General features: G+C 42.6%; 20 protein-coding genes. 14 read left to right on the forward strand and 6 right to left on the reverse strand.

The window, feature by feature from the left end:
- Window positions 1–19: 19 nt before the first annotated feature.
- The 5 genes from recN to barA all read right to left on the reverse strand — a co-directional run bounded on the left by recN (window position 20) and on the right by barA (window position 6,898).
- Window positions 20–1,678: a DNA repair protein RecN gene (gene recN / locus AC19MV_RS19705; protein WP_498309695.1), complete on the reverse strand. Its 1,659-nt coding sequence runs from the start codon at window positions 1,676–1,678 to the stop codon at window positions 20–22.
- Window positions 1,679–1,859: 181 nt separating this feature from the next.
- Window positions 1,860–2,828 (reverse strand): AEC family transporter, encoded by a 969-nt coding sequence (locus tag AC19MV_RS19710; RefSeq protein ID WP_498309696.1) that lies wholly within the window; start codon window positions 2,826–2,828, stop codon window positions 1,860–1,862.
- Between the two features lie 261 nt (window positions 2,829–3,089).
- On the reverse strand, window positions 3,090–3,263 hold the full coding sequence (locus tag AC19MV_RS19715) for a DUF3319 domain-containing protein (RefSeq protein WP_160053679.1): 174 nt from the start codon (window positions 3,261–3,263) through the stop codon (window positions 3,090–3,092).
- 211 nt (window positions 3,264–3,474) lie between these two features.
- Window positions 3,475–4,071 carry a YjaG family protein gene (locus AC19MV_RS19720; protein ID WP_432398979.1) on the reverse strand — a complete coding sequence of 199 codons (597 nt, stop codon included), beginning with the start codon at window positions 4,069–4,071 and terminating at the stop codon, window positions 3,475–3,477.
- Window positions 4,061–6,898, reverse strand: a complete 2,838-nt coding sequence (barA, locus tag AC19MV_RS19725) for a two-component sensor histidine kinase BarA (protein ID WP_498309698.1) — start codon at window positions 6,896–6,898, stop codon at window positions 4,061–4,063. The genes AC19MV_RS19720 and barA overlap by 11 nt, the downstream gene beginning before the upstream one ends.
- Before the next feature lie 120 nt (window positions 6,899–7,018).
- Here barA and rlmD point away from each other — a divergent pair, with 120 nt between their 5' ends.
- The 13 genes from rlmD to rpoS all read left to right on the forward strand — a co-directional run bounded on the left by rlmD (window position 7,019) and on the right by rpoS (window position 21,358).
- Window positions 7,019–8,383 carry a 23S rRNA (uracil(1939)-C(5))-methyltransferase RlmD gene (gene rlmD / locus AC19MV_RS19730; RefSeq protein WP_498309700.1) on the forward strand — a complete coding sequence of 455 codons (1,365 nt, stop codon included), beginning with the start codon at window positions 7,019–7,021 and terminating at the stop codon, window positions 8,381–8,383.
- Between the two features lie 184 nt (window positions 8,384–8,567).
- Complete coding sequence (gene relA, locus AC19MV_RS19735; protein WP_498309702.1) at window positions 8,568–10,775, forward strand: GTP diphosphokinase; 2,208 nt, start codon at window positions 8,568–8,570, stop codon at window positions 10,773–10,775.
- A 104-nt stretch (window positions 10,776–10,879) separates the two neighbouring features.
- Window positions 10,880–11,692 (forward strand): nucleoside triphosphate pyrophosphohydrolase, encoded by an 813-nt coding sequence (gene mazG, locus AC19MV_RS19740; RefSeq protein ID WP_498309726.1) that lies wholly within the window; start codon window positions 10,880–10,882, stop codon window positions 11,690–11,692.
- A gap of 115 nt (window positions 11,693–11,807) precedes the next feature.
- Window positions 11,808–13,445, forward strand: a complete 1,638-nt coding sequence (gene pyrG / locus AC19MV_RS19745; protein ID WP_498309704.1) for a CTP synthase — start codon at window positions 11,808–11,810, stop codon at window positions 13,443–13,445.
- Between the two features lie 275 nt (window positions 13,446–13,720).
- Window positions 13,721–15,022 (forward strand): phosphopyruvate hydratase, encoded by a 1,302-nt coding sequence (gene eno, locus AC19MV_RS19750; RefSeq protein WP_432398973.1) that lies wholly within the window; start codon window positions 13,721–13,723, stop codon window positions 15,020–15,022.
- Between the two features lie 98 nt (window positions 15,023–15,120).
- Window positions 15,121–15,420: a cell division protein FtsB gene (gene ftsB, locus AC19MV_RS19755; protein WP_432398972.1), complete on the forward strand. Its 300-nt coding sequence runs from the start codon at window positions 15,121–15,123 to the stop codon at window positions 15,418–15,420.
- 61 nt (window positions 15,421–15,481) lie between these two features.
- Window positions 15,482–16,183 carry a 2-C-methyl-D-erythritol 4-phosphate cytidylyltransferase gene (gene ispD / locus AC19MV_RS19760; RefSeq protein ID WP_498309706.1) on the forward strand — a complete coding sequence of 234 codons (702 nt, stop codon included), beginning with the start codon at window positions 15,482–15,484 and terminating at the stop codon, window positions 16,181–16,183.
- Window positions 16,184–16,286: 103 nt separating this feature from the next.
- On the forward strand, window positions 16,287–16,772 hold the full coding sequence (gene ispF, locus AC19MV_RS19765; RefSeq protein ID WP_432398970.1) for a 2-C-methyl-D-erythritol 2,4-cyclodiphosphate synthase: 486 nt from the start codon (window positions 16,287–16,289) through the stop codon (window positions 16,770–16,772).
- 22 nt (window positions 16,773–16,794) lie between these two features.
- Window positions 16,795–17,892 (forward strand): tRNA pseudouridine(13) synthase TruD, encoded by a 1,098-nt coding sequence (gene truD / locus AC19MV_RS19770; protein WP_498309708.1) that lies wholly within the window; start codon window positions 16,795–16,797, stop codon window positions 17,890–17,892.
- 3 nt (window positions 17,893–17,895) lie between these two features.
- Window positions 17,896–18,645 (forward strand): 5'/3'-nucleotidase SurE, encoded by a 750-nt coding sequence (gene surE / locus AC19MV_RS19775; protein ID WP_498309709.1) that lies wholly within the window; start codon window positions 17,896–17,898, stop codon window positions 18,643–18,645.
- Entirely contained in the window at window positions 18,642–19,277 is a 636-nt protein-coding gene (locus AC19MV_RS19780) for a protein-L-isoaspartate(D-aspartate) O-methyltransferase (RefSeq protein WP_432398967.1), read from the forward strand. The genes surE and AC19MV_RS19780 overlap by 4 nt, the downstream gene beginning before the upstream one ends.
- Window positions 19,278–19,375: 98 nt before the next feature.
- Window positions 19,376–20,308 (forward strand): peptidoglycan DD-metalloendopeptidase family protein, encoded by a 933-nt coding sequence (locus AC19MV_RS19785; protein ID WP_498309710.1) that lies wholly within the window; start codon window positions 19,376–19,378, stop codon window positions 20,306–20,308.
- A 78-nt stretch (window positions 20,309–20,386) separates the two neighbouring features.
- Entirely contained in the window at window positions 20,387–21,358 is a 972-nt protein-coding gene (gene rpoS / locus AC19MV_RS19790; protein WP_432398965.1) for an RNA polymerase sigma factor RpoS, read from the forward strand.
- Between the two features lie 88 nt (window positions 21,359–21,446).
- On the opposite strand, the gene mutS is transcribed toward rpoS, so the two are convergent.
- The gene (mutS, locus tag AC19MV_RS19795; protein ID WP_498309711.1) at window positions 21,447–24,023 is read right to left on the reverse strand and encodes a DNA mismatch repair protein MutS; all 2,577 of its coding nucleotides are present in this window, start codon (window positions 24,021–24,023) and stop codon (window positions 21,447–21,449) included.
- Between the two features lie 284 nt (window positions 24,024–24,307).
- Between mutS and recA the strand changes: the two genes are divergently transcribed.
- Window positions 24,308–25,372 (forward strand): recombinase RecA, encoded by a 1,065-nt coding sequence (gene recA / locus AC19MV_RS19800; protein ID WP_432398963.1) that lies wholly within the window; start codon window positions 24,308–24,310, stop codon window positions 25,370–25,372.
- Window positions 25,373–25,519: the final 147 nt, after the last annotated feature.

Below are 25,519 nucleotides of genomic sequence, written 5' to 3' on the forward strand. Positions count from 1 at the left end.
CTTTTGATAAGCCATGACGCTATTGCAATAATTCGCGGGCGTTGGCTAAGGTGTTTTCAGTAATTACGTCTCCACCGAGTAGACGTGCCAGTTCATTAACGCGTTGATCTTTATCTAGTGCTTGCATGGTGGTTTCAGTGCTGCCGGCCTTATTAAACTTATTTACAAACATGTGTTGATGGCCATTTCCTGCAACTTGAGGTAAATGGGTAACACACAACACCTGAGTTGATTCTCCAAGGCTGCGCAGCATTCTGCCGACTACAGATGCCGTAGGGCCTGAAATACCCACATCAACTTCATCAAATATTAATGTTGGGGTTGCGACTTTTTTAGCGGTTATCACCTGAATACCTAAACCTATACGCGATAGCTCACCGCCTGAAGCGACTTTGGAAATCGGTTGTAAAGGTTGCCCTGGGTTAGTGGTCACCATGAATTCAATGTTGTCACAGCCATTCACTGAAATGTTGGCTGGGTCGTGATTCACTTCGATGCTAAATTTACCTTTAGGCATATTAAGTTCATGAATTGAGCGGGTGACTAATTTATCTAACTCTTTAGCATAACGATTGCGGCTTTGGCTGAGTTTCTGTGCATTGACTAAATAGGCATTTCTGCTCGCATCTAATTGCAGTCTTATCTCGTCAAGTTTGCTTTCATCGCCAGCGAGTTCTTTGAGTTCTGCCATTAGCGCTTGGTGATGCAAAGCCAATTTATCTGGGCCTACATGATGCTTGCGTGCTAATTGCATTGCCGTTGATAAGCGTTTTTCAAGATAAGCAAAATGCTCAGGATCTAATTCAAGACGGCTTAAATAGCTCTCGATTTCGCTAGCACTTTCTTGAACTTGGATTAACGCATCGTTCAGCATGGTACTAATAGGCGCAAGTGATTCATCATAGCCTTGAAGCGTGTCTGCAATGGCGGCGACTTTATTTAACAGTGATTCAATATTGCCATCGTCACTTTCGGTAAGTAAGTGCAAACCAGCCTGACACCGTTCGATTAAATCAGTGCCATTTGCCAAGCGTTTATGTTCTTGCTCAATGTCATCAAACTCGTCTAAACCTAGGTTAAATTCGTTTAGCTCTTCTACTTGATATTGCAACAGTTGTTGGCGTGAAATACGTTCGTGCTGAGCTTGTTCTAGTTGCTTGAGTTCATTTTCAACTTGTTTGCACCTAACATAACTAGCGCTCACGTTATCAAGTAATATTTTGTGGTTGGCGTAACTGTCGAGCAGATTTAATTGATGCTCACTTTTGAGCATCGCATGATGGGCATGTTGGCCATGAATACCAATTAATAATTGGCCTATAGCTTTTAATTGCGTCACTGGAACGGGATTACTGTTGATGTAGGCGCGAGAACGTCCATCACTATTAATGGTACGACGAAGAATGCATTCGTCGTCAGCGTCGAGATCATTATCTTCAAGCCAGCGTTTTGCTAACGGCACATCGTGTAGGGTAAAGCGTGCACTGACCTCGGTTTTATTCGCGCCGGGTCTCACAGTATTGGCATCACTGCGGTTGCCTAAACACAAACCCAGAGCGTCGATTGCAATCGATTTACCTGCACCGGTTTCCCCGGTGATGCTTGTCATACCGGCTTTAAAGTCGAGTTCTAAAAAACGTACGATAGCAAAATTGTTGATGCTGAGTTGGCAAAGCATAATGAATTCCTGTCTATGAAACCACCAAACCACTGTATTGATAAACAGTATATACTGATTTTTTATACAGTAAAGTAGTAGACCGAAAATTATCTTTGTCTATTTGTTAATCACGAATCGCACGATAGTTATACCAATCTCAATCATTAGCCGATTGAACACATCATTAATTCAATTAACTTTAAGCGTAAGTCTTCAATAAAGATTCAATGATCGGCAGGCTGATAAAGGTCATTAACGTGCCATAGAGTATTGCTTGCGCACTCACATTTGCATGCACCTGGTAACGGTCTGCCAGTAAGTAAACACTTGCTGCAGTAGGGAGTGAGGCTAGTAACACCCCCATGATTAACCATTGTAGCTCAACCCCAAATGCAATTAATAAGCCGTAGGCAATAAGAGGTTGAATGACCAACTTAAACAGGTTAATCACATTGAGTTCAGCAATTAAGCTGGCTGTAAACAGCTTACTGCCTGTTTGTTGACGTAAGGCTTTGACTAACACCATACCAATGGCAAATAGGGCGCAAGGGCTCGAGGTATTACCCAATTGATGTAACATCAATGACACGCTATTAGGGAGGCTGATATGACAAGCCGATAATGCGATCCCAATGGCACTGCCAACAACGATAGGGTTTTTACCCAGTGCATTAGCCATGATTAAAATGGCTGGTTCAGAGGATTGTTTGTTTCGGCTAGCAAGTTCGATAGACACCAGTGCAAAAGCGAACATGATGACTGATAACAAACTGGCGATGGCCGCAGCGACGAGAGCCATTTTGTTATTGGGAAACATTAAACTCATTAATGGGATGCCAATAAAGGCAGTATTGCCAAAGGTTGAGTTTAATCCACGCATTGCCGCGATGGCTTGTTGCTTTGGTGCTTGCCAAAGAGACAGCGCAATAACGAATGCATAAGTGATTACCATGGCTAAACTAAAGCCGGCAATAAAGCCCCATTGAGCAATGTCTTCAATACGTGTTTCTGCTAATACAATTAATAAAATAGCAGGGAAGGCCACATAATAGACAAACTGATTAAGCACGACATCGGTGTCGGCGGGAAGCAGTCTCAACTTTTGAACTAAGCTGCCTAGCAGCATAATGGCGAAGACAGCGATTAGCGGGGTAAGAATACTAGACATCCCTCGCAATTCCTTAGCAAAATGATAATGTTGTCACTTTACTGCTTTTACTCGCTGCGATGCAATTAGACTTAGGCTCAAGGTGATAGTTTTTCATCATTCCATTGAATTAATACTGATATGTAAAGACTATTTGAGTGTTGGACGTAGATAATCGATTTTATCGCTTAGATTTATCGCTTAGATTTATCGTTTAGATCCGCAGTTGAGGTTTATCGCTGAGGAGTAAAAATGTTGAGAACACCACGCTGTGAATGCGCGTTATTTAGCAATTTTTGGCGGAGGTAAAATACCCAGTTCGGTAAAAAAGTGCACTTGTCGTCTTAATTCAAATAACGAGCCTACGCGAACTTGATTGCCAATCACGAGTGTCCAATTGTCGGTTTTACCGTTTGGATTGGTGAAGGTGAAGCCTTGATAGAAAATTTTTTTCATAGGGCCTTTGACGTTTTAAATATCAATATCACAGCGTGTTATGGTCGGTATTATAAGGGATATTGCAAGGTATGAGGTTTTATCTTCATACTCATTATAACGAATAATAGCCTGAAACATTCAGGCTATTATTAAGGCTGTTATTAAGATATCAAGGTGTTTACTTGGCTGCAAACATCAATTTGTAGCCTCAAGTTAATGCCTGTACCGATTACTCGCTAATGCCAATGTTTGACACGCCAGCGTCAATTATATCTTTACGTAATCCTTTCACTAACTCGCTGTTAATGTCTGGGTTGGCTTCGATAATATCAAGCAACATACCTTGAAGCTCTTTTTCTTCTTCCATTACTGGATGCGAAAAAACAAACTCATCTAACTCTTCATCCATTAATGATTCATCACTAATCGCTTCAATGTAGTTTGCGACGGTACTTGATGATAATTTGCTGATATTGGTAATGTCTTCTTCAATTTTACTGTCGATAGCACTCATTAACGTTGCGATAGCAACAGCAGCATCCATCGCGGGGTAGGCACCATAAGCTTCAAAATCGCTTGGATCTGGAGTGTTTTCATCGAGACGTTGTAAATGTACATCAATATTGAATTTAAGCTTTTTGTCGTATTGGCTTTGCCATAATAGCTCAAGTGCGGTGCTTAATACTTGAGGCTCACCAAACTCACATACTTCAGAGAATAGTTTGTAATTAGGTAACATACGTTGACACAAGGCAAGTGCAAAAAGCTGTTTTTGCGGTAAAGATAGCGCCTTAAGGCGTTTAAAGAATCCGGGTTTACTGGTCATTAGGAGTATCCACTGATAGCTGGTTTATCACTTGATTTGCTGCTGATTCTACCTTAGTTAACTCATCAAGTAACTCTAGTATTTCAGGTTCAAGATCATCGATATCAATTTTATGCTTTAAGGCTGATTCGATATCTTTACAAAGTTTTTGTGTTGTCGGTACGCCGCAATAGCATGTTGCGCCATGCAGTTTGTGCACTGCTTGTAATAATGTTGCAGAATCATGTTTTTCTAAGGCATTGTCGATAGCCTCAACCGTTTCAGGAAGCGAGCTAACCAGCATTTTTAGCATGTCTAATGCTAAGTCTGGTTTTTGATTGGCTTGAGTTAAACACAAATCCCAATTTAATATGGTGTTGTCGAAATGGGTAAATTTAGGCTTGGTGATCCAGCGATTAATCACCCCTTTTAACGATACTTCATCGATAGGTTTCGGTAAAAAGCCGTCCATGCCACAGGCGAGAATTTTCTCTCGCTCCTCTGCAATGGCATGAGCCGTAACCGCAATAATAGGGGTGTGACGGTTAAGCGATGCGAAGCGGATTTGTTGGGTAGCTGTAATACCGTCTGTGCCGGGCATTTGAATGTCCATAAAAATTAAATCAAATGCATGTTCTTGGGCTTGCTTTATGGCGTCTTTACCATTGCTTGCGATCACCACATTGACAACCAATTCTTTTAATAAAGTGTCAATTAGTTTTAAATTAGCCATATTATCGTCAACCGCTAGCACAGAGGCCTTAATACGGTGAGTGTCTTCGACAATGGGCTGTTCAGGCAAGCTGACTAATGTAGCTGGCGTGGGTGGGTATATTAAATGGCGTGCTAAGGTAAAGTCACTTATTGGCGTGTTAAGCAGGACATCTGCATTGGCTTTAAGCACGTTAATAATTACATCTTGATCAACACAGTCATGCAACAGCACTAAGCAATCAGTATGCTGACGCGCTTGCTGTAATAAATGAATTAATTCGGCGTTATCAACAAAACCATGGCAGCTCATAATAATATAATCAAATTTACTATTTTGACTTTGCAGTACCGAGGTCAAGTTTTCTGGGTTTGCAACATTGGTTAAAATTAACTGCCAAGAGACTAACCGGCGGTTAAGGGTGTCTCGAGACAACTCGCGAGGCTCATACAGCAACACAGATTTATGTTGTAGGACATTGACTGGCAAGACTTCGCCTATTTCAAATTGGCTGATCCCAAGTGGTAAAATAAACCAGAAGTTTGAGCCTTTATTGGGGGCAGACGTAAAGCCAATTTGACCTCCCATTTGGTTAATGAGGCGCTTGGTGATAACTAAGCCTAATCCCGTGCCACCAAATCGGCGTGATATAGAAGAATCTGCCTGGCCAAATGCTTGGAATAAATATTCTTGCTGGCTCTCGTCGATGCCAATGCCGGTATCGATAACTTCACATCGAAGAGTAATATTGTCCTCGTCATGACCGACTAAGTGAATTTTAAGGATGACACTGCCAGAGTCGGTAAACTTAATCGCGTTACCCACTAAGTTGGTAATAATTTGGCTCACGCGCATAGAGTCGCCACTCACACTCTCAGGGACATTGCTATCAATATCAATGACCAACTCCAGACCCTTTTCTTGGGCGCTGCCAGCAATAATGGTAAGCGTTTCAGCAAGTGTTTCACGCAGTGCAAATGGCATTTTTTCAAGTACCATTTTGCCCGCTTCAAGTTTAGAGAAGTCGAGGATATCGTTAATAATACCCAGTAAGTTACTGGCGCTTCGTTCAATGGTTTTAATGTAATCCAGCTGGCTAGTATGCAGCGGCGTTTTTAACAACTGCCTTGCAAAACCGATGACACCATTGAGCGGTGTGCGTAACTCGTGCGACATGTTGGCTAAAAATTCAGACTTAATTCGGCTTGCTTCTAAGGCACGTTTTTTGGCTAAGTCTAACTCAACGTTTTGAATTTCAATTTGCTCTAGGGTTTCACGTAAGTCTGATGTGGCTTGGTCAATATTTTGCTGCATCTCGTCGTGATATTCGGATAAAGAGCCCGCCATGGCATTAATACCGCGCTTAAGTAAATCAAGCTCACCGATTAAATTACCTTCAAGGCGTGTATCCAGTTTACCCTCACGAATTTTGGCGACCACACGCACCATTTCAGTAATCGGATGGTTAACATGCTTTACCAGACGGAATGTAAAAAATAGATTAAATTGCACGCCTATTAACACAATAATAAAGGCCGCTATGGCCGCTCTATGTTGCTCGAGTAGTGCATTTTCTTTATTAAGCAGAACGGAAATGTAGCCTAAAATTTGCTCTTGCTGGTTGTTGAAAATAGGTTTTATGAAATGTTGATTTTGTTGTGTGTTTTGTTCGGTATCGCTAACGCGATTTAAGCTACTGAGCAACGAGCTTTCAAGGCCGGTATGCGAAATAATGGGTACACGGATAATGAGCGTATCGCCAATGGTTTCGTGTTCTGTACCAATAAGTGCCGTTAATGGCTTTTTAAAGCGCATTGTTTCGAAATCTTTATGATAATGAGACGTTACAAATAATTGATTTTCAGCGTCAAATACTGCAATGGAGTGAATTAACGAAGCATTATTAATTTGCGATGCCGCCAGAAGACGTTTTGTCGATTCGCGGTCTTGATTAATAATGCCAAACTCACTGGCAATGGCTAAAGGTTCAACAATATTGCTGCCTTTTATAATTAAGGTGTCTTCCAATTCATAAAAGCGGTTTATCGTGAAATAACTTCCAAGTAGAATACCCACGACAATTGTGGGCGCTAACGCAAGTACCAGAACCCAAGAACGTAGGCTGTATTTGGTCATATTGTTGGCACTTTTCATGGCTGTTAGGTGTGTTCCTGATGCTAAATCGCTATTATTGCGTCTAGACTGCCAGAAACAGCGCACTCTTGACTAGTTTTTTATTCGACATCTGAGGCCGAAATGGCACAATTTTTCAAAGAAAAACCGAACAAATCTAAACAATTATCTGCAAAGCTCACGCTAGATGTCACCCAACTAGACCACCTCGGTGCAGGTATGGCACAGCTTCAAGGTAAGGTGGTGTTCATTGCCGGTGCGTTACCCGGCGAGCAAGCAACGGTGCAGCTTATTGAGCAAAAGAAAAGTTATGCTAAAGCCAAACTAATCAATATTGCCAGTCCAGCGTTAAGTAGAGTCAAACCTCATTGTCAGCATTATAGTCGATGTGGTGGATGTGATTTACAGCATATGGACATTCAAGCTCAGCGTGATTATAAGCAATCAGCCTTGGTTGATTTAATGGCTAAGTCGAGTTCAGATGCTATCGATACACAGATGTTGGCAGAGGCGATTATTGGCGATGGCTGGCATTATCGACGTAGGGCTCGCCTCGCTACCGTATTAGATAAACGCAGCCAACGTTTACAGCTGGGATTTCGTGCTGGTAACAGTAATCAAATTATTGAAATTAACCAATGCCCGGTATTAGCGGCTCCTTTGTCGGATTTAATTACGCCTTTAGCGGCTAACTTAAACCAATTAAAAGCCAAAGCGAGCATCGGCCATGTTGAATTGACTCAGGCTGATAATGGTCATTTTGTTGTACTCAGAGTGACTAAAAAACTGCCTAACTCCGATATTCGCTGGTTAAGTGGCTTTGCTGAAAAACATCAGCTTAATCTGTTGCTACAAGATGATGCCGGGCTACTAACCCAGCTTTATCCTTCGCTCGCTTCGATTGAGCAAGCTGTAACGTTGCCTTATTATCATTTGGCCGCCGAAAGTGTGCGATGTTCATTTACCCCGGGTAACTTTGTCCAGGTTAATGGCACCATTAATCAAGCGATGGTGGACCAAGCTATTGAATGGTTAGACCCTCAAGCGGGTGAGCGTATTCTTGATTTGTTTTGTGGTGTCGGGAACTTCAGCTTGCCTCTTGCAAAAAAAGCGGCGCAAGTGATTGGGGTTGAAGGTGTGCCAGAAATGGTTGAGCAGGCTAAGCAAAATGCTTTAGATAATCACTTAGACAATGTAACGTTTTATCATGCAGACTTAAGTGCTGACTTATCAGAACAAGCCTGGTTAGGTAAAATTGATAAGTTATTACTCGACCCAGCCCGTGCTGGTGCCTATGAAAGTTTACAGTGGTTACAGAAGATGCAGCCTAAAAAAGTAGTGTATGTATCGTGTAATCCAGCAAGTTTAGCGCGCGACAGTAGTGTATTATTAGCCAATGGTTATCGTATTGCCAAAGTAGGTTTAGTGGATATGTTTCCGCAAACGCACCATACCGAAGCCATGGTTTTATTTGAATTATGTAAATAAGCTGGCAGTATTTACTGCAATATCAAATGGTATGCTATAAATTTGTTCAACTGAGCTCGTTTAAATTGACAAAAAAGTCTATGGCTTCAAGATAACGTGTTCAGTTGTAATTAATGCCTCATTTATTCCTTTAAGAATACAATGTTGGTAGATATCAGTCGGTCATGCGGCTAAGGAAGGGTTCATGGTATCTGTTCGCGAAGCACATTTTAATACGCAAGCATTCCAATTAGATGAGTGGGTCGCTCGTTATCTCGACGACAAAGACGACGCTCAAAAATTATTAGTATTGATCCAGCAAGTTGAGGCCTTACCGGTCAAAAATAAACTGGCCCATACTGAATTGCTTGCGCGCGCTCGTGAAATGATCGAAATCCTCGCGCCGCTCAACATGGACATTGAAACGCTTCAAGCTGCAGTGCTGTTTTTAATGTTTGAAGCTGGTGTATTAAACGAAGAGCAATTAGCTGAACAGTATGGCGACAATTTAGCAAGACTCGTTGCCAGTGTTGTCACCATGAATGCCATTGGCGCACTGAAAGTCAGCGAAAATTCGCGTGATGCCGAACCGCAAATCGATAATATTCGTAAAATGCTGTTAGCGATGGTTGAAGATGTGCGCGCGGTCGTCATTAAATTGGCAGAGCGCGTGTGTTTATTGCGTGCGGTTAAAAATGCTGACGAAGAAACTCGTGTATTGTTAGCCCGTGAAATCGCCGATATTTATGCCCCTCTTGCTAACCGTTTAGGTATTGGTCAGCTTAAGTGGGAGCTCGAAGATATTTCGTTCCGCTATTTGCACCCAACAGTCTATAAAGACATTGCCAAACAGTTAGACGGTAAACGTGTTGACCGCGAAGTGTTTATCGACAAATTCGTCACGCAACTGCAACAGCGTTTAGACAACGACGAAATTCGCGCAAAAGTGTATGGTCGCCCAAAGCACATATACAGTATTTGGCGCAAAATGAAGGGCAAAGATCTTAAATTCGATGAATTGTTTGATGTAAGAGCTGTACGTATTGTTACCGAGCGATTGCAAGATTGCTATGGCGCCTTGGGCGTGGTGCACGATTTATGGCACCACATTCCGCGCGAATTTGACGATTACGTGGCCAATCCAAAACCAAATGGTTACCAATCGATCCACACCGTAGTAGTGGGGCCTGAAGGCAAAACCGTCGAAATTCAAATTCGTACTGAAGCAATGCACCAAGACTCTGAGTTAGGGGTTGCTGCGCATTGGAAATATAAAGAAGGCGCGGGTAACACTAAGCAAACCGGTTACGAAGAAAAAATTAACTGGCTGCGTAAAATTTTACAGTGGCAAGAAGATGTGGCCGAAAGTGGTAACTTGGTTGATGAGGTTCGTAGCCAAGTATTTGAAGACCGTGTTTATGTGTTTACTCCTAACGGTGAAGTGGTCGATTTACCGCTTGGCTCAACCGTACTCGATTTTGCTTATTACATTCACTCGCAAGTAGGACATAAATGTATAGGCGCTAAAGTTGATGGCCGAATTGTGCCATTTACTTATCAAGTTGAAACGGGTGAGCGCATTGAAATTATCACCTCAAAAACGCCTAACCCTAAACGCGACTGGTTAAATCTAAACTTAGGTTATATTAAGTCGTCACGTTCACGCTCTAAAATTCAACATTGGTTTAAGCAACAAGACCGCGACAAAAATATTGCCGCCGGTAAAGAGATGCTCGAATCTGAATTGTCGCGTGTTGGTTTAAAAATTAAAGATGCTGCAGTGGCTGTTGAGCGTTTTAATCTTAACACGATGGACGACATGCTAGCGGCCATTGGCGGTGGTGATTTACGGTTAAATCAGGTGGTGAATTTTACCGAAACTAAAATCCGCAAAGTCGTCGATACGGATGAAGACTTAGTTGAAGACATTCTTAAGAAAGCATCACATAAACCAAAAAAATCAGATAAAGGCCAAGTAGAAGTTAATGGTGTTGGTAACTTGATGAGCCATATTGCTCGTTGTTGTCAGCCAGTGCCCGGCGATGAAATATTTGGTTATATCACCATGGGCCGTGGTATTTCGGTGCACCGTAGTGATTGTGAACAAGTAAAAGAGCTCATGCGGGCTCACCCTGAGCGCAGTGTTGATGTAATTTGGGGCGAAAACTACTCTGGCGGATACCGTATTCGAGTGCGAGTATTATCCCATGACCGCAGTGGATTATTACGCGACTTAACCACAGTGCTAGCCGCTGAAAAATCGAATGTGATGGCCATGAGCTCATCATCAGATGTGAAAACCCAAACCGCAACGGTAGAGCTTGAACTTGAGTTGTATAACCTAGACGGTTTATCGCGCATTATTGCTAAATTATCGCAAGTTGATGGTGTGATTGAATCTCGCCGGCTATAACCCCGCAAGATTAAAAGGCAAGACTCAGCGCAAAGGCACCTTAATCTAGGTGCCTTTTTAATTTAAAAGCTTTTCAAATTTAGAGGATAAACAACGTGGCAAACATGCAGCCGTTATTAGACATTATGAAGCAATTACGCGATCCGCAAACCGGTTGCCCGTGGGATCTTGCTCAAGACTTTGCCACCATTGTGCCTTTTACCCTAGAAGAAGCCTATGAAGTGGTCGACACAATAGAGCGCAAAGCGTGGCAGGAGTTACCCGATGAGTTGGGCGACTTGTTATTTCAAGTTGTGTTTTATTGCCAATTAGGTCAAGAGCAAGGCATGTTTGACTTTGCCACGGTTATTGAGCGTATAAGCGATAAATTAACCCGACGTCATCCTCATGTGTTTGCTCAGGCTGATGGCCAAATCAGTGGTCCTATTACCAATTCTCAGGACCTGAGCCAAGCATGGGATAAGCTTAAAGCTAATGAGCGTCGACAAAAACAGTTGCACTCAGCCCTTGATGATATCCCCACAGCGTTACCGGCATTGTCGCGAGCGCGAAAAATTCAGCATCGGGTGGCTAAAGTCGGCTTTGACTGGGTAGAGCTTGAACCCGTTGTGGCTAAAATACATGAAGAGATTGATGAAGTGCTCGTCGAGGTGAATAAGCAGCCTAATGATGCCGATTACTCTAAAGATAAAGTGCAAGATGAAATGGGCGACTTATTATTTGCAGTCGTGAATTTAGCTCGCCATTTAAAAGTCGATCCTGAACAAGCTTTACGCCAAGCAAACACTAAGTTTGAGCGACGTTTTAGGGGAGTTGAACAATATGTGGCCGACAGCGGTAAAGCGATTGAACAGCATACATTAACTGAATTAGACGGCTATTGGGATCGAGTAAAGCAGCACGAAAAGGCAAATTAAGCTAAATATAGCGCGTTTAAGTTTGTCGAATCGAGGTGGCTTTGGTATGATATCGCCCCGTCCTAGTGCTTTCTTACAAGCACGTTTTTTTCCAACACATTTTCTCAGGTTCAGCATGACTACAAGGTATATCTTCGTTACTGGTGGCGTTGTTTCATCACTAGGTAAAGGCATTGCAGCAGCTTCGCTAGCAGCAATTTTAGAGGCGCGTGGCCTTAATGTAACCATTATGAAACTGGATCCATACATTAACGTCGACCCAGGTACGATGAGTCCTACTCAGCACGGTGAAGTATTCGTGACTGAAGATGGCGCTGAAACCGATCTTGACTTAGGTCACTACGAGCGCTTCATTCGCACTAAAATGAACCGTCGTAACAACTTTACTACTGGCCGTATTTACGAAGAAGTTATTAGTAAAGAACGCCGCGGTGATTATTTAGGTGCAACCATTCAGGTTATTCCACACATCACCAACGCCATCAAAGAAAAAGTGCTTGCCGGTGGTGAAGGTCATGACGTTGCAATCGTAGAGATTGGCGGCACGGTAGGTGACATCGAGTCATTACCTTTCCTTGAATCTATCCGTCAATTAGGTGCAGAACTAGGACGTGAACGCACTTTATTTATGCATTTAACCTTAGTGCCATTCTTAGGTGCCGCAGGGGAAATTAAAACCAAGCCAACGCAGCATTCTGTTAAAGAGTTGCGTTCTATTGGTATTGCGCCGGATGTATTGGTTTGTCGTGGCGACCGTGCGATCCCAGCCAATGAAAAAGCAAAAATTTCGTTATTCTGTAACGTAGAAGAACGTGCTGTTATTTCATTAAAAGACGTTGATAGCATCTACAAAATCCCAGCGTTGCTGCGTTCACAAGGGTTAGATGATTTAGTTATCAAACGTTTTAATTTAACCTGCAACGAAGCTGATTTGTCTGAGTGGGAAAATGTTATTTACCAAGAAGCCAATCCAAATGGTGAAGTCACTATTGGTATGGTAGGTAAGTACATTGAATTGCCAGATGCTTATAAGTCAGTTAACGAAGCATTAAAACATGCAGGCTTAAAAAACCGCGTTACCGTGAACATCAAATACATTGATTCACAAACGGTTGAAGCTAAAGGCGAAGAAGTATTACAAGGCCTTGACGGTATTTTAGTCCCTGGCGGTTTTGGTGAACGTGGCGTAGAAGGCAAAATCTTTGCGGCTAAATTTGCACGCGAAAACAACTTACCTTACTTTGGAATTTGTTTAGGTATGCAAGTTGCGTTAATCGAATTTGCACGCCATGTTGCCGGTTTAGAAGGTGCTCACTCTACGGAGTTTAATCCTGAAACACCTTATCCAGTCGTGGGTTTGATTACCGAATGGATTAATGAAGAAGGTGATGTTGAAAAACGCCATGAATCTTCTGATTTAGGTGGCACAATGCGTTTAGGCGCTCAGTTATGCCATTTAAAAGAAGGCACAAGAGCGGCTACAGCATACAATTCAACAACCTGTGTTGAACGCCATCGTCATCGTTACGAAGTAAACAACAACTTCATTGAACGTCTTGAAAAAGCCGGTTTAGTGTTTAGTGGTTTGTCATCAGATCGTAAGTTGATTGAAATGATTGAGTTGCCAGATCACCCTTGGTTTGTTGCTGGTCAATTCCACCCAGAATTCACCTCAACGCCTCGTGATGGCCACCCATTATTTGAAGGCTTTATTGCTGCTTCTTCAGCGTATCAAAAACGCGACATAAGCTAATACGTATTAGCCGCTAATGTTCTGCATTAGCGGCTTTTTTGTCTATGATATATGCGTAAGATCAAATAATCGGCTTATTGATGTCTCACTGCGGTTAAAACTAAGTTGAAGCAGAGACCAATTCGATTTATCCTAAGCTCTAAATAGAATAAAATTACAAAACTGAAAGTTACATACCAATAAATCAGCAATATTAGGTTGTCGAGTGGTTTTATTGGTATTGGCTTTTAACTTTTATTACATTTTTTAATTTACTGACACAGTACGAGGATATTATGGCTAACATTATTAAAGTGATTGGTCGCGAGATTATGGATTCGCGTGGCAACCCAACCGTTGAGGCAGAAGTGCATTTAGAAGGCGGTTATGTGGGTATGGCTGCAGCACCATCTGGCGCATCAACGGGTAGTCGTGAAGCATTAGAACTTCGTGATGGCGACAAAGCGCGTTACTTAGGTAAAGGCGTATTAAAAGCTGTTGCTGCTGTAAATGGCCCAATTGCAGACGCGATTAAAGGTAAAGATGCATTGGCTCAAGCAGAACTTGACCAAATTATGATTGACTTAGACGGTACAGAAAACAAAGCTAAATTTGGTGCTAACGCTATTCTTGCTGTTTCATTGGCGATTGCTAAAGCCGCTGCTGCTGCTAAGCACGTACCTTTATATGCGCACATTGCTGATCTAAACGGTACTCCTGGTGTTTATTCAATGCCACTCCCTATGATGAACATCATCAACGGTGGCGAGCATGCAGACAACAGTGTTGATATTCAAGAGTTCATGATTCAACCGGTTGGCGCTAAGACATTCCGTGAAGGTTTACGTATGGGCGCAGAAGTATTCCACAGCCTTGCTAAAGTCCTTAAAGCTGACGGCCATTCAACTGCAGTAGGTGATGAAGGTGGTTTTGCTCCAAACTTAGCCTCTAACGAAGCCGCGCTAGCAGCAATTAAAGTCGCTGTTGCCAACGCAGGTTATGAGTTAGGTAAAGACATCACATTAGCGATGGATTGTGCAGCTTCTGAATTTTATGACAAAGAAGCTAATATTTATGATCTTAAAGGTGAAGGCAAAAAATTCACTTCTGAAGAATTCAACTTCTTCTTACAAGGTCTTACTGAACGTTACCCAATCGTTTCTATCGAAGATGGTCTTGACGAGTCTGACTGGGATGGTTTTGCTCACCAAACTAAATTAATGGGTGATAAAATCCAATTAGTGGGTGACGATTTATTCGTAACCAACACTAAAATTCTTAAGCGTGGTATCGACAACGGCATCGCTAACTCTATCTTAATTAAGTTCAACCAGATCGGTTCGTTAACTGAAACGTTGGCTGCAATTAAAATGGCAAAAGATGCCGGTTTCACCGTGGTGATTTCTCACCGTAGTGGCGAAACTGAAGATTCAACGATTGCTGATTTAGCCGTAGGTACCGCAGCAGGCCAAATCAAAACCGGTTCATTAAGCCGCAGTGATCGTGTTGCTAAATACAACCAGCTACTGCGTATTGAAGAAGCGCTAGGTTCAAAAGCACCATACAATGGTCTTAAAGAAGTGAAAGGCCAAGCATAATTTTTGCTTTAGCTTAAAAAGGCCACCACTCGGTGGCCTTTTTTGTTGTACTATATCCAATATACATTCTAAGGGTTAATGCGACGTAACTTGATATTATGAAACAACTAATATTATTAATGATTGGTTTACTGGCTGTTTTACAATATCGGCTATGGCAGGGCGATAATAATTTTTCTGAATATGTCTTGCTGCAAACCCAGATTGAAGCCCAACAGCAAAGCAATCAAAAGCTGGTGGCTCGCAATCAAATCCTCAAAGAAGAAATCATCGACTTACTCAGTGGCACTGAAGCGATAGAAGAGCGCGCCCGAAACGAGCTTGGAATGGTTAAAGAAGGCGAAACCTTTTATCGTGTAATTAGCACCGAATCACGGGATCAACCGTTTAATCCATAGCTAGTTGTGCAGTGATAATGACGCGTTAAACGGGCTATAATAATTCTAAAAATGGTTTACTATGCAAAATAATCCTCAGTCAATTATTGCCATTGTTCCAGCTGCTGGTATCGGCAGTCGCATGGGGACTAATAAGCCAAAGCAGTATCTAATGCTCGGTCAGCAAAGTATTTTGGCTCACACCCTGGATGTATTATTGTCGCACGAACGCATTGATCAGGTTATTGTCGCTTTGCATCCACAAGATCAATATTTCAAGCAACTTCCCCAAGCTAAACACCCTAAGCTTATACAAGTGATTGGCGGTGGTGAGCGAGCTGACTCAGTTCTTGCTGCGCTGGAACATGCCATGTCGATTAACCCTACAGCATGGGCGTTAGTTCACGATGCAGCCAGACCTTGTTTACGCCATGAAGATATTAACAAGTTGATTGCATCGTTAAAACAATACCCTCAAGGTGCAATTTTGGCGGCGCCAGTGCGCGATACCATGAAGCGCAGCGATGCCAGTGGTTTAATCACCAATACCGTTGAGCGAGCGTTACTTTGGCACGCATTAACCCCACAGTTTTTCCCCATCACTGCGCTGAAAAATAATTTATCTCAGGCACTTGCTGCAACGGTCAATATTACTGATGAGGCGAGTGCAATGGAATGGGCTGGAGTGATGCCAGGGCTAGTGAGTGGTCGTGTGGATAATATTAAAGTGACTCACCCTGATGACTTACAACTTGCAGCATTATTTATGCAACAAGCACAATAAAACTATGCAACAAGCACAAAAATTTTATGCAATAAACACACTAAAATTTATGCAATAAACATAATAGCCTTATTGTAATGATAACCTCATCACAAGGATTAACATGAATATACGTATTGGCCATGGTTTTGATGTACACAAGTTTGGTGGCGACAAACCGCTTATTTTAGGGGGAGTGGTCGTGCCTTATGAGACAGGCTTAATTGCTCACTCTGACGGTGATGTGATTTTACATGCTGTCAGTGATGCGATACTGGGTGCGATGGCATTAGGCGATATTGGTAAACACTTTCCAGATACCGATGCTAACTTTGCCGGAGCGGATAGTCGTGAGCTGTTGAAGCATTGCTATGAGCTCGCTCGTCAAAAGCAGTTTGTGATAGGTAACCTTGATGTCACGGTGATTGCCCAGGCCCCTAAAATGGCACCGCATATTGAAGCAATCCGTGAGTGTTTAAGTGCTGATTTGCAAACGGATATCGATAACATCAATGTAAAAGCAACGACCACTGAAAAATTAGGTTTTACCGGACGTAAAGAAGGTATTGCTGTAGAAGCTGTCGTACTGATGGTTAATCAATCGCGTTAATAATATAGAGAATGTTTGCCAGATGAACGAATTACATTACCTGCTAGATAAACCGTTAAGCCAAGCTGATTTACGCACACACAATAGTGATTTTATTGTGAAAGAAATTTTGCCATTTACCCCAACAGGTGAAGGCGAGCATCATATGTTGCATATTCAAAAAAATGGCCTGAACACAGTTTATGTTGCTGAGATGCTGGCGAAATTTGCTAAAGTCCACCCTAAAGAAGTGACTTATGCTGGCCAAAAAGACAAAAACGCCGTCACAGAGCAGTGGTTTGGCATTCGTATTCCTGGCAAAGAAACCCCAGAGTGGGCACAGCTTAATAGCGATAAACTCACTATTTTATCAAGTAGTCGTCACAGTAAAAAACTGCGCATTGGTGCGCTATTAGGCAACCGTTTTGTGCTCACTTTACGCAATATTACCGATGTAGTTGATGTTGAATCTCGCTTACAACGTATTGCTTCAGTCGGCGTGCCTAACTATTTTGGTGAACAACGTTTTGGTCACGAGGGTAAAAATTTAGTCATGGGTCGTCAGATGTTAAGCGGCGGCCGTAATATAAAAGATCGCAATAAACGCAGCATGTACTTGTCTGCAGTGCGATCAAACATATTTAACTTAGTGGTGTCACATCGCTTAGCCACACAACAAATCAATACCATCGCAGGTGATTGTGTGATGTTAGCGGGCAGCAAGAGTTATTTTACTGTTGATGCGTGGGATGATGTGCTTAATTCCCGCCTAGCTGAAAAAGACATTCAATTATCTGCTCCTCTTTGGGGGCGTGGAATTCCCTTGGCAAAAGATGATGCGCTGGCACTTGAAATGGCGCCGTTAAGCGATTATTCCGATGATTTATCTGGCCTTGAAAATGCAGGACTCTCCCAAGAAAGACGACCTCTTTTACTTGAGCCGCAAGGGATGAAATGGCAGTTTAACGACGATGTATTAACGCTTGAATTTATGCTGCCAGCAGGCAGTTATGCGACATCTGTGTTGCGTGAGCTTGCTGATTATCAAGATGTCCAAGAACAACAAAGACAAATCATGGTGGCAGAACAACAAGCGCAGCGTTTATTGCAAGATGAACAGCAACCGAATAAAGAGCCCTAAGCAATGATTAATATTTTAGTCAGTAATGATGATGGTGTTAATGCCCCAGGTATTATCGCATTAACCCAGGCACTGAGTGAGTTTGCACAAGTGCTTACCGTTGCGCCCGATCGAAATTGTTCAGGCGCGAGCAATTCATTAACCTTGACTAATCCATTAAGAATTAATAACTTAGATAACGGTTATATTTCAGTCAATGGTACACCTACTGATTGCGTGCATTTAGCCATTAGGCAGTTGTGCCAAGATGAGCCCGACATTGTGGTTTCAGGCATTAATGCGGGTGCCAATATGGGCGATGATACCCTTTATTCAGGGACCGTTGCGGCTGCGATGGAAGGGCGCTTTTTAGGTTTACCGGCGATAGCAATTTCGTTAGTGGGTAAATCGTTAACTCACTATGATAGTGCTGCTGTCTATGCTGCAAAAATTGTAAAAGGGTTATTAGCACACCCTGTTAATAGCGACCAAATTTTAAATGTGAATGTGCCAGACTTACCAGTTGATCAAATTAAAGGGATTAAAGTCACTCGTTTAGGTGCCAGGCACAAAGCGGAAGGTATGATAAAAACCCAAGACCCTGCTGGTAAAGATATCTATTGGCTGGGTCCAGTTGGCAGTGAACAAGACGCTGGCGAAGGCACTGATTTTGGTGCTGTTGCAGCCGGGTACGTGTCGATTACACCGTTAACTGTCGATTTAACTGCATACAATCAACTAAACGGATTAGCTGAGTGGATAACAAAAATATGACTAGGGTTGCTTCAACATCAGCAATGAATTTGGCAAAAAAGTTGTCTGATGCTGGGATCCGCCACCCTGCGGTATTACACGCAGTGGCCACCACCCCGCGTGAGTTATTTCTCGACGACGCCTTAGCGCACAAAGCCTATGAAAATACCGCGTTACCCATTGGCCAAGGTCAAACAATATCTCAGCCGTACATTGTGGCGCGCATGACAGAGCTTTTGCTGCAGCATAACCCACAAAAAGTACTCGAAATTGGTACTGGTTCGGGTTATCAAGCGGCAGTGCTTGCTTCGCTCATTCCAGAGCTTTGTACAATAGAAAGAATTAAAGCCCTGCAAATTCAAGCCAGACAAAGGCTTAAGCGCCTAGACTTGCACAATGTGTCATTTAAATACGGTGATGGTTGGCAAGGTTGGCCTAATCGTGGTCCATTTGATGGCATTATGGTGACCGCTGCGGCGGCTTCTGTCCCACAAGCATTACTTGAACAGCTTGCTGATAACGGGGTATTAATTATTCCCGTGGGCGAAGATACACAACAATTGCTTAAAATTACTCGTACTGGCGCAACGTTCCATTCTGAAATAATCGAAGCGGTTAAATTTGTGCCATTAATCAATGGTGATTTAGCCTAAAACATGAGTTCTGCTTCATGTTTTGATCTGAGTGATGCTTTATCATGTAAAATGCGCCTATTCGCTGTGCGCCTATGTATTTTCCTTAAGGACATTGTTTGATGAATACCGGTTGGCCAAATGGTTTGGTCTTAGCAATCATGCTGACAGGATGTAGCTTTCAAGCTGAACGTCCCGCGCCGGTTGATAGTTTATCATCAAAAAATCATGGTCCTCGTTATCACAAAGGCTCGCTTAAAACCCATAAGTACACCGTAAAAAAAGGTGATACTTTGTATTCTATTGCATGGGGCGCTGGGCGACACTTTGCTGCGCTTGCTAGAGAGAATAATCTGCACGCGCCTTATACTATTTATCCAGGGCAAACACTTAATTTAGCAAGCGCTAATAGTTCAGTGTCTACTGGTGCTAGCGCACCACAAGCTTATGCTTCACCGGTGCAAACTAAAGCCATTACTCAGCCATACTCATCGGTTCCCCGTCGTACTGAATCGCAAACAATCCAACCTGTTGCAGTCGCAAAGCCACAGCCAGTGGTCGTATCAGACAGAACGAAAAAAGATCTTGATCACAAAGTAAAGCCTGCGTATTCTGTAACAACTACCCAACAAATAGTTAACCAAAATGCAAACGGTCCTGTCGCAAACTTGCCACAACAAGTTCAGCAATGGCACTGGCCAGTTAGAGGTCGAATAATCGGGTATTTTTCGGCGTCAGAACAAGGCAATCAAGGTATTAAGATTGCTGGTAATCGCGGAGACATTATTAAGGCCGCAGCAGATGGTAGAGTCGTATACGCAGGCAATGCGCTTCGAGGATATGGCAACTTAGTGATTATCAAACATAACGATGATTTTTTAAGTGCTTATGCTCATGCAGACACGATTACGGTTAAAGAAAAGCAATATGTTAGCGCAGGCCAAACAGTTGCAAAAATGGGCAGTACAGGGACAAGCCAAGTGATGCTTCATTTTGAAGTGCGTTATCACGGCAAGTCGGTTAACCCATTACGATATCTACCTAAACAGTAATTGTTTAGCAACATAAATAACGGAGGATAGGCAAGTGAAGTAGATTACATATCACAAATTAGGTTTGGGAGAGCAATTATGAGCCGCAAAAACAGTACTGCTATAGCAGAACCACTTGTCGATCTAGCTAAACAACCACAAGAGGTTGCAGCCAAAAAAGGCGATTTGGTGCAGCAACTCGAAATAGAAGACAAAGTCCAAGAAGACTTACAAAAAAACCTCGATGCCACTCAATTATATTTAGGTGAAATTGGTTTTTCTCCTTTGCTTACAGCTGAAGAAGAAGTCTATTTTTCACGTAAAGCCCTCAAAGGCTGCGAAAAATCTCGCAACCGCATGATAGAAAGTAACTTACGTCTTGTCGTTAAAATTTCCAGAAGATACAACAATCGTGGTTTAGCGTTGCTCGATCTCATTGAAGAAGGCAATTTAGGCCTGATCAGAGCGGTAGAAAAGTTTGACCCTGAACGTGGTTTCCGCTTTTCGACTTATGCGACCTGGTGGATTAGACAAACCATTGAACGTGCCATTATGAATCAAACTCGCACGATCAGACTTCCTATCCATGTTGTAAAAGAATTAAATGTCTATCTTCGCACTGCAAGGCAACTTGCACAAAAACTTGACCATGAACCCACCGCGGAAGAAATTGCTGAAAAACTCGATGTTTCAACGGGCGATGTGAGTCGCATGCTTAAACTGAATGAAAGAATTACCTCCGTTGATTCACCTTTAGGTGGCGATAATGAAAAAGCATTATTAGATGTGATTGCTGACGACGACTCCGTTGGGCCAGATCATCGAGTACAAAGTGAAGATTTATCTAACTCAATTGTAGGTTGGTTAAATGAGCTTAATACGAAACAACGTGAAGTGCTTGCAAGACGGTTTGGTTTGTTAGGCTATGAACCATCAACACTCGAAAACGTGGGGGCTGAAATAGGGCTAACGCGCGAGCGAGTTCGTCAAATTCAGGTTGAAGCGTTAAAGCGTCTAAAAGATTTACTCGGCTCGCAAGGATTGTCAGTAGAAGCGCTTTTTAGGGATTAATATTTAGCATATTAAGAGTAATGTTAACTTGCCCACAATAAAAAAGGACACATTGCAGTGTCCTTTTTATGGCCTGTTTTTTGTGGTCCTAGCGTGCTAAACGTTTTAATTCATACAATAAATCAAGAGCTTGCTTAGGCGTAAAATCGTCAGGATTTATTTGCGTTAGCTTAACCAAAGCGGGTGAAGGCTCCGGCATCGGCGCAAGTAAATTCATGCTCACTTGTGATGGTGCATGTTCTGATACTGCACTATCGCGATTTTCGAGTTGATGCAGTTTATGTTTAGCCGCTTTGATCACTTGATTTGGCACACCGGCTAATGCGGCAACTTGTAAACCATAACTTTTACTGGCTGCACCCTCTTGAACGGCATGCATAAAGGCAATGGTATCGTCATGTTCAATCGCATCTAAGTGCACATTGACTACGGCTGGTAATAATTCTGGCAATTGAGTTAGCTCAAAATAATGTGTTGCAAACAAGGTCAGCGCACTGACTTGTTTAGCGAGATATTCAGCAGCAGACCACGCTAGCGACAAACCATCATAGGTTGAGGTTCCTCGGCCTATTTCATCCATTAATACCAAACTATTGGCTGTCGCATTATGCAAAATATTGGCTGTTTCGGTCATCTCTACCATGAAGGTTGAACGACCCGATGCTAAATCGTCTGATGCACCTATACGTGTAAATATTCGATCAATTTCACCAATTTGAGCAGAATCTGCGGGCACAAAACACCCAATGTGAGCCATTAAAGTGATAAGTGCTACCTGACGCATATAAGTTGACTTACCGCCCATATTGGGGCCGGTTACGATCAACATTTTGCGTTGAGGCGTCAGGCTAACTGGGTTGGCAATAAAGGCTGATTGACTCACCTGCTCAACCACAGGGTGGCGACCTGCATCAATATGAATTCCGATATCGTTTGTCATTTGTGGACACTGATAATTGAGGGTTTCTGCTCGTTCGGCAAAGTTACTTAATACATCTAACTGTGCGGCTGCAGTGGCGAAGATTTGCAGTTCTTGTAATTTAGGTAACAGTAAGTCAAACAGTTGTTCCCATAGCTGTTTTTCTATTGCCAACGCTTTACCTTGGCTTGAAAGTACTTTTTCTTCGTATTCTTTAAGCTCTGGGGTGATATAGCGTTCAGTTCCTTTTAGTGTCTGGCGGCGCTGATAGCTTAATGGGACCTTATCTGCTTGTAAGCGACTGACTTCAATGTAATAGCCATGCACGCGGTTATAGCCCACTTTGAGAGTACTGATCCCAGTTTGCTGTTTTTCGCGAGCTTCCATTTCGACCAAGTAATCATTGGCGCCTTCACTCAGCTTACGCCATTCGTCTAACTCAGCATGGTAACCGCTTTTAATCACGCCGCCATCACGAATTAACATCGGTGGGTTATCGACAATAGCGCGTTCGAGCAAGTCGTGCTGCTCAGGAAACTCACCCAATTGCGCCGCTAACGTAGACATTTGCTGTTGCTGGCAAGTTGCTAGCGTTTGTTGAATGGTCGGCAGCAATGCTAAAGCTTGCTTTAAACGCGAAAAATCACGTGGTCTGGCACTGCGCAAAGCAAGGCGGGCCATAATACGTTCAATATCACCTAAGCTTTTCAGTTGCTCGTGCAGAGTGTGGTAAAGGTCTTGTTCAATTAATTCATTTACAGCGCCGTGGCGTAATTGAACGGCTTTGCGGTCGCGAAGTGGTTCATGGATCCAACGTTGCAACATGCGGCTGCCCATAGGCGTTGCTGTATTGTCGAGTACCCATGCCAGGGTGTTATCACGGCCGCCAGATAAATTTTGGGTTAGCTCTAAGTTGCGACGAGTCGCAGCATCTAAAATGATTGATTCAGATTGATTAAAGCGCACAATCGAATTGATGTGCGGTAAGGCCATTTTTTGGGTGTCTTTGACATACTGCATTAAGCAGCCTGCAGCTTGTAATGCTAAGCGTGCGTCACTAATACCAAAGCCATGCAAATCTTTAGTGCCAAATTGATTGAGCAATAAATTGACACAGGTATCGTAATCAAATTCCCATTCAGGGCGGCGTCGGATCCCTTTCATGTTATTGATTAACAGCATGTCAGTAAAATCTTCGCTGTAAAGTAATTCAGCTGGATGAGTACGCTGTAACTCTGCTTCTAATGCTTCACGAGTCGGTAGTTCCGCAACAACAAAACGTCCTGATGAAATGTCGAGCGTGGCATAACCAAAACCCGTTTTACCTTGATAAAGCGCCGCGAGTAAGTTGTCTTGCTTCTCTTGTAATAGCGCTTCATCAGTTAATGTGCCAGGAGTCACAATACGTACCACTTGACGTTCAACTGGGCCTTTTGATGTAGCAGGATCGCCAATTTGTTCACAAATGGCCACAGACTGGCCAATCTGTACCAACTTAGCTAAGTAGCCTTCAACAGCATGATAAGGAATACCCGCCATTGGGATTGGGTCGCCACCGCTTTTACCGCGAGCGGTCAATGAAATGCCCAACAGTTCAGATGCTTTTTTAGCATCATCATAAAATAACTCGTAAAAATCGCCCATTCGATAGAACAGCAACATGTCGGCATGAGCGGCTTTTAAGCTCAAATACTGTCGCATCATCGGGGTATGTTTTTCTAAATCGCTGGTATCAATTACAGTCATTATGGACTCTTCACTCTATCAATCTTGGGGCATGAAACTTTATGACGCTAATATTAACAATTTTTATCTTCGGGGTATAAATCAATTCACAATAAAAATGCTTGGTGGGTAAAATATTGATGTAAAAAGGCAATTCGGCTAGGAATAAAAAAAATTACGATCAACACTTGATACTGTATGACTATACAGTATACTGATGAACATATTGAGATGAGTTATAACATCTCACCTAAATAAAAATCGCATTTTACTAAACGTATTGAATGCCTTAAGAGGGTTTTACAATGAAGGTTGATCCAAACAAAGAGAAAGCACTTGCCGCCGTATTAAGCCAAATTGAAAAGCAATTTGGTAAAGGCTCAATTATGAAATTGGGCGAAGACCGCACAATGGATGTTGAAACTATCTCTACCGGTTCACTTTCATTGGACGTCGCCCTAGGTGCTGGTGGTTTACCTCTAGGCCGTATCGTTGAAATTTACGGACCAGAGTCATCAGGTAAAACAACATTAACACTCGAAGTGATTGCAGCAGCTCAACGTCAAGGTAAAACCTGTGCGTTTATCGACGCAGAGCACGCATTAGATCCTATTTATGCGAAAAAGCTTGGCGTAGATATTGATAACTTATTGTGTTCTCAGCCAGATACTGGTGAGCAAGCCCTTGAGATTTGTGATGCCTTAACTCGCTCTGGCGCTGTTGATGTGATTATTGTCGACTCGGTAGCAGCACTAACACCTAAAGCGGAAATCGAAGGCGAAATCGGTGACTCACACATGGGCCTAGCCGCACGTATGATGAGCCAGGCAATGCGTAAGCTTGCGGGTAACCTTAAGCAGTCAAATACTTTACTTATTTTCATCAACCAAATCCGTATGAAGATTGGTGTGATGTTTGGTAACCCAGAAACCACAACAGGTGGTAACGCACTTAAGTTTTATGCTTCTGTACGTTTAGATATTCGTCGTACCGGTGCTGTAAAAGACGGTGATGAAGTAGTGGGTAACGAAACACGCGTTAAAGTCGTTAAAAACAAAATTGCAGCGCCTTTTAAACAAGCTGAATTCCAAATTCTTTATGGCCAAGGTATTAACCGTACCGGCGAATTAGTTGATTTAGGTGTACTTCACAAAATCGTCGACAAAGCCGGTGCATGGTATAGCTACAAAGGTGAGAAAATTGGTCAAGGTCGTGCAAATGCAGGTAAATTCTTAACTGAAAACCCAGCCATTGCGACAGAAATTGATACTACCTTACGTTCAATGTTACTTGCTAGTGGTACAGGCAGTTCATCAAGTGCTGATGACGGTGATGAAAACATTGATTTAGAAACGGGCGAAGTTTTTTAATTAAGCCTTAGTCATCTGACTCATAGATTGACAAGTAAAATGAATAAAGTGTCGCGGTGCGCATATTGTGCACCGCGATTTTTTTATAGAAAACGCGGTAAATATTAAAACGATTCAGTTATCTCTTTCTTCAGTTATCTCTATCTA

It is taken from the genome of Shewanella sp. MF05913, from assembly GCF_059758095.1.